Here is a 6,429-nt window from a genome sequence, read left to right as displayed (position 1 = left end):
AAATCCTATCCCCGCAACCAAAAATTCCAAATAAAATCAATGACTTCAAAGGCGGCGTAAGCCGCCTTTTGGCGTTCCAACACACCAACTGGAATCATATAGGAATCAAACGGCGGAGAAAAACCGCGTAGTTCCGAGACGCAGAAGGCACGCCGCCAGAGGGCCGGGAAGGGAAGGAATCGGTCCAGGCTGCACGCGCGGAGCCGATCCGCGAACCTTCTCCTTGCCTTCCAAGCCGTCCTCACGTAGCTACCAAATAAGAATGGTTCTTAATGTGGTGAAGCGGATTCGTATGACCGCGTGATGAAGTGGGCAGCGCACCTTTGGACAGCGAGAAGGACAACCTGAGCCTGTTCGTGCAGAACCGTAAACGGCTGGTCGACTATGCGACCACTGTCACGGGGACTACGACGCAAAGCGAGGATATCGTTCAGGAAGCGTGGGTTCGTTTCTCGACGGTCTCTCAGGCTGATCCGAATTTTGTTCGTGAACCGTTACGCTATCTCTTTCGCATTGTCCGAAATATTGCTCTTGACGGTAGACGGGCACATATCAGCCGTAGCCGTTATGTAATTTCTGACAATGGAAGCGAGACAACTCATCTTCAACTAGATGAGCGGGCCGTTCCGGAAGTCGAGATTCTGCATCGCCAACAACTGGCCATTGTGCGGGATGCTCTTGCAGAACTCCCAGAGCGCACAAGAATAGCCGTGGAATTGCACCGTCTTGAAGGATTGAAGACCAGGGAGGTGGCGGCACGGTTGGGAATCTCTGTAACACGTGCCCATACTCTGATCGCCGAAGGCGTTGCCCATTGCCGGAGACGCCTGAAGTCGTTCCCATAAATCATTATAGAAAAAAATCTACGCTGCTTCGTTTATGAAGTAGGGACTGACTTCGTCCATGTTCAGACATGCGACGGCCAACATGATGCTTGAGTATCGGGAGAGGGATGACGGCAGGGATAGAGAGCGAAGACGAACGGGCAATAAAGGAAGCAACTGACTGGCTTATCTTTTTGGAAGATGAGCCAGAAGATCCCGATCTTCGCACCCGTTTCGCTGAATGGCTTTCCGCTCACCCAGCCAATAGAAAAGCCTGGACCGAGACCGCGCAAGCCTATGATCTGATTGGTCCCGCAGCGGCGAATGAAGGTGCTGCCATCCGTGTATTTGAAGCGCGAGACGTAGCGGACGAGGTGGCTCCTCTGCCATCGCAGCGCATCCTATCGAGGCGAATGGTTCCGCTAGTCGGAGCAGGGATGGCGCTCGCCGCCTGTCTCGTCCTATTGATAGCTCCGAGCGCTCTTCTTTGGTGGCAAGCTAATTATACAACAGGCACGGCCCAACAACAGTCGATCCGGCTCGCAGATGGTACAGACGTAGAGCTAGCTCCTCAGAGTGCTATTGCCGTGGATTATAAAGGGTCACAACGGCATATTCGTCTTTTGAAAGGTCGTGCCTTTTTTGAAGTGACACATGACGCAACGCGCCCGTTTGTCGTGGATGCTCATAGTGTCCGCACGACAGATATTGGCACTGCGTTTGAAGTCGGCTTCGGGGCGGATAGTACGGATGTTGCGGTTGCGCAGGGAGTTGTGCAGGTAGACGCTTCTCCGTCCTTTGGGGTTTCAGAGCGTTTGCAGGCGGGACAGGCGATCCACGTAGGCTGGAAGGGCGGTTTCCATCGTACGAATGCGGACGGGACTGAAATCGCCTCATGGCGACATGGGCAGTTGATCGCTAATGATCAGCCGGTGGCTGATGTGGTGGAAAAACTCCGTCCCTACTTCAAAGGGATGATTGTGCTTGCCAGTTCAGACTTCGCTGCACGGCGGGTTACAGGGGTTTATGACCTGAATAACCCAGTCGGTGCCCTGCATGCCCTAGCGCAAGCCCATGAGGGCGTAGCCGTAAGGCGTATGACGCCTTGGCTTGTCATTATCTCCGATTTCTAATTTTTCGTATCCGATCATAAAAAAGAGGGAAAAAATTTTCTCGGCACCCGTCGCTCAAGTAGGGGATAAAACTGCAATGCAGTCGCATTAACGGCACGTCCCTGCTACGTAAAGCACAGTAAGGGAAACAATGCCGTTGCGACGGAACGTGAGTGTCGGTGCTGACCGAAAAATTATAGCTGCAATTCTGATGACAAGCTCGGCACTGGCTTCTGTTGCCGGAGCATCAGGCGCTTTTGCTCAAACGGTGGTTTCATCTGCGATGACTGCCGATCAATCAAAAAGCTTTTCTATTCCAACAGGATCTCTTGCAAAGGCGCTAACGTCTTTCGGAGCGCAGTCCGGAAAGCAGGTTTCGGTCGAGACATCTGTTATTCAGGGATTATCGTCTCCCGGTATAGCTGGACGCATGACTGCGCAGCAGGCACTGACCCGGTTGCTTGCAGGCACGGGTCTGACCTATCGTCTTTCAGGAAATGTTGTGACGCTCGTTAAGGTTTCTGCCAATATCACGCTTGGCCCAGTGCGCGTCGGTGGAACAGCGTTTGATCCCCATCAAGCCGCTATAGGGCCTGGGAACGGCTACGTTGCAACCTATACCGACGCAGGCACAAAGACCGATACGCCCCTATGGGAAATTCCCAACTCTGTTTACGTAATCACCAAGCAGGAAATACAGGATCAGCAAGCACAAAACATCCAAGAGGCACTGCGGTACATGCCAGGTGTATATTCTGAGCAAACTGGTACCGGAAACAACGGAAACGCAGGTACATCTGGCGGAGGATTTATGCAACGCGGTTTTGAATCCACGCAATATGTTGACGGCATTCAATCTAATTCTATGTCCGCTGGCGAAACTGCTTTTGTCGAGCGCGTGGAGGCCCTCAATGGCCCTGCATCAGTTATGTACGGGCAGACGGGGCCAGGAGGTATCGTAGCAACACGCTTAAAACAGCCGACGGACACACCTATTCGAAATGTCTCTGTGGGGTTCGGAAATTGGGGTCGCGACGAAGCAACCTTTGACGTCAGTGACAAGATCACCAAATCGGGAAATCTGAAATATCGTATTGCGGGGATAGGTGTTACTCAAGGAACACAAACAGACTACGTTAATTACAAGAGGGTTGGAATTCTCCCCTCCGTAAAATGGGATATTGATAATAAGACAAGTATCACCCTTTTGGGTAGCTATATGTACACACCTGATAGTGGTTTCTATGGGACAGGTTATCCGCTGATCGGCACGTTGGTGCCGGGCAAAGGAGGTTATCTACCTCGAAGCCGTTTTCTAGGCGAGCCTGCGAATAATGAATTTAATACATCGGAAGCGCGATTTGAATATCAGTTCTCCCATAAATTCAACAAGCATTTCGAATTTCAGCAGACATTTATGTATGAAAGTTCAACAGCAAAATACAATTCCCTAAGTGGAGGAAGCCTAGATAGCGATGGTTCTACATATTCCAGAACAGGAAATTCAGCATCGCAGCCAAGTAGAACTATTGGTTTAGATAGTAAGGTAATCAGTCATTTCTCGTCCGGTCCAATTGGCCACACATTTGTAGCTGGTATGGACTTCCGTCAGGTTAAAGTCGAACAAAATATTTATTATGATCTAAGTGCATCATCAATAGATATTTGGAATCCTCAATATGGATGGTCCCCCAATTATAGCTTGTCTGGCTCCGATATGGTTACAAATCAGGATATGTTCCAGACATTAAACCAGAAAGGCATATATTTTCAGGATCAGATGAAGTTTCATAAGCTTACTGTTACGCTCGGGGGGCGACAGGACTGGTATGGTTATGAAGGAACTGTTTATGCTCAACGTCATATTGGTGCGACAAATGTTGCACGGCATGTAAGTGCCGAGCATAATGAACCGGCCTCCGCATTTACATGGCGAGCTGGATTTACCTACAACTTCGATTTTGGACTGACGCCTTATTTCAGCTATGCAACATCATTCATGCCGCAGGTCGGATATTTTTCTGCAGATGGAAAGCTGTTCAAACCTAACCAAGGAGATCAGTTTGAAGCGGGATTAAAATATTTAATCCCATATTCTGATATTTTCCTTACAGCAGCCGCGTATCACATCAAAGAAGATCACTACGCAATCACCGATACAGCCAATCCAGGCTATCAGGTTGATGCGGGAACTGTTGTGTCGAAAGGGGTTGAATTATCTGCCCATGCGAACATTACGAAAGATCTGCATCTAACTGCGTCATATAGCTTTAATGATACACGGGTAGCAAAGAGCGATACGGTTGAAGACCGCACAGATATCTATGGCAACGTCCTGGGTGAGGTCTCTGAAAAAGGAAAATATATTTCTGGCCTGCCGCGCAATATGGTGAACATGTTTATTGACTATACCCCGCCTGCCAGAATTCTTCATGGATTTGGCGTTAACTTTGGCATTCGCTACATCGGATATACGTATGCTGATAATGCCAACTCCTTTAAAGCGCCTGCCTATACTCTGTTCGATGTCGGTGCCCATTATGACTTTTCTGCCCTGACACCAACACTCAAAGGGTTGAAAGCACAACTGGCCATCTCAAACCTGACGAATAAACGATATGTTACATCGTGCTCTGGCGGTGGTGGTGCCTGCTATTATGGTCAGGGTCAACGGGTATACGGGAACCTTTCGTATAGCTGGTAAAATTTTCCCGCCCCGAACTACAGCACCTTTTCCCCATTAAATTAAGCACCTTGCCCCTCGTCTAAATGTCAAACTCGTGGGGCAGGCATACTGCAAGAAGCGTGGACTGTCTCCGGCAAGATGCGAGGGGCAAGTCATGTCAAAGTCGGTGGGTGACACTGCGCAACATGCGCGGGGCGTGCCTGCAATTTCCATAAAGTCACGCCGCACAGTGTGAGAACTCAATGTAACCAGAAACTTGGGGCCACCTGAAAGGCGCGGCATGTTTTGTCGCGCCCGGTCGGTGGCTCCCCAGCCGAGAGGATTGTTCCCATGCCATCTGACATCTGGCATTCCGAGGCCGATCTGGCCATCCTCAGAACCCTCCCGGCCTCCGCCCTTGCCGGGGCCTTCATGCGGCGCTGGTCCCGCTATGTCAGCGATTATCGCGATATTCTGCTGCGGGCCGGGGCCAGCGCCAACCCCTCGCTCCTGTGGGCGGCGTTCCGGGACTGAATTTCCCCGGGTTTTGTGGAGACAGAAAGACCCGAGAGGTAAGAAGAATTTATGAGCAACAAATCGAAGCGTTTTTCGCCTGAATTTCGTGAACGTGCAGCCCGCATGGTTCTGGAGGAAGAGAAGAACCATCCTTCGCGGTGGTCTGCGGTGATGGTGATCGCCCCAAAGCTGGATATTCACCCTGACACGCTGTCAAAATGGACCCGTCTGCATGAGCGGGCCAATGCGCCTGCGGTAAGTGAACTGCCTGATCGAGAGAAGATCAGGCAACTGGAGCGAGAGAACCGCGAATTGCGGCAGGCCAATGAAATCCTGCGTAAGGCTTCTGCGTATTTTGCCCAGGCGGAACTCGACCGCCGGTTCAGGCCATGACGCGCTTCATTGATGAGCACCGGCAGACATATGGTGTCGGGTCAATCTGCAAGATCCTGCCGATTGCACCATCTGTCTATTATGCAACCGTTGCCAGGCAGAAAAATCCTTGTGTGTGCAACCAGAAAGACAAAGAGCTGTGTCATGAAATCCGCAGGGTCTGGAAGGATAATTTCTGCGTCTATGGAGCACGCAAGGTTTGGCATCAGCTCAAACGTGAAGGTCTGGATGTCGCCCGCTGCACGGTAGAGCGACTGATGCGTCAGATGGGACTGAAAGGCGTCATTCGTGGCAAGGGTGTCAGAACCACCCGGCCAGATCCGCAACGACCCTGTCCACAGGATCTGGTGCAGCGCCAGTTTCATGCACCAGCCCCCAACAGGCTCTGGGTTTTGGATTTCACTTACGTTTCCACATGGCAGGGCTTTGTGTATGTGTCCTTCATCATTGATGTATTTGCCCGCATGATTGTGGGGTGGCGTGTCTCATCAACGGCCCATACTGACTTCGTGCTGGATGCCCTTGAGCAGGCTCTGTGCCAGAGGCGGCCAGAGGGAAAAGTGACCCACCATTCCGACCGCGGCTGTCAATATGTGTCCATTCGCTACACGCAAAGACTGGCTGAAGCGGGTCTTGTTGCTTCTGTCGGCAGTGTTGGGGATTCCTATGATAATGCCCTGGCCGAGACCATTAACGGGCTTTACAAAACCGAACTCATCTATCGGCAGGGACCATGGAAAAACAGGGAAGCGATTGAATTGGCAACGCTTAAATGGGTCGACTGGTTCAACAATCGGCGGCTCCTGTCCTCCATTGGAAACATCCCGCCAGCAGAAGCTGAAGCACGTTTTTATGCTCAGCAGAAATCACATGTATTAGCCGCTTAGTTCAGATAAAAAACGTCTCCACAAAACCCGGG

The 6,429-nt window shown here is 51.0% G+C and carries 5 protein-coding genes and 1 other annotated feature; all 5 genes read left to right on the top strand.

Annotated features, from left to right (window positions below; all coding sequences use genetic code 11):
- Nucleotides 1-323 precede the first annotated feature (323 nt).
- The 5 genes from FKW31_RS14190 (at nt 324) to FKW31_RS14170 (ending at nt 6,397) form a co-directional block, all read left to right on the top strand.
- Nucleotides 324-845, top strand: a complete 522-nt coding sequence (locus FKW31_RS14190) for a sigma-70 family RNA polymerase sigma factor (RefSeq protein WP_166443417.1) — start codon at nt 324-326, stop codon at nt 843-845.
- 107 nt (nt 846-952) lie between these two features.
- Nucleotides 953-1,957 (top strand): FecR family protein, encoded by a 1,005-nt coding sequence (locus FKW31_RS14185; protein ID WP_150178875.1) that lies wholly within the window; start codon nt 953-955, stop codon nt 1,955-1,957.
- A 148-nt stretch (nt 1,958-2,105) separates the two neighbouring features.
- Nucleotides 2,106-4,640 (top strand): TonB-dependent siderophore receptor, encoded by a 2,535-nt coding sequence (locus FKW31_RS14180; protein WP_238332863.1) that lies wholly within the window; start codon nt 2,106-2,108, stop codon nt 4,638-4,640.
- A gap of 312 nt (nt 4,641-4,952) precedes the next feature.
- A complete protein-coding gene (locus FKW31_RS16115; protein ID WP_166443416.1) occupies nt 4,953-5,135 on the top strand; it encodes a transcriptional regulator domain-containing protein in 183 nt (60 codons plus the stop codon).
- Nucleotides 5,136-5,186: 51 nt separating this feature from the next.
- A protein-coding gene (locus FKW31_RS14170; protein WP_150178874.1) for an IS3 family transposase occupies nt 5,187-6,397 on the top strand; the annotation gives its coding sequence in 2 pieces (ribosomal slippage) (nt 5,187-5,472 and nt 5,472-6,397; 1,212 coding nt in all).
- Nucleotides 5,465-5,581: a sequence feature (AL1L pseudoknot), on the top strand. It overlaps the preceding gene by 117 nt.
- Nucleotides 6,398-6,429: the final 32 nt, after the last annotated feature.

Source organism: Acetobacter sp. DmW_136 (assembly GCF_008690365.1).
Taxonomy (GTDB): domain Bacteria; phylum Pseudomonadota; class Alphaproteobacteria; order Acetobacterales; family Acetobacteraceae; genus Acetobacter; species Acetobacter oryzifermentans.
The sequence above is the reverse complement of the archived record's forward strand: the minus strand, read 5'-3'. Positions and strand labels throughout refer to the sequence as shown.

Bases quoted from the DNA above. Each gene is read 5' to 3' on its own strand.
- FKW31_RS16115 (WP_166443416.1), top strand. From the start codon at position 4,953: ATGCCATCTGACATCTGGCATTCCGAGGCCGATCTGGCCATCCTCAGA.
- FKW31_RS14185 (WP_150178875.1), top strand. From the start codon at position 953: ATGACGGCAGGGATAGAGAGCGAAGACGAACGGGCAATAAAGGAAGCA.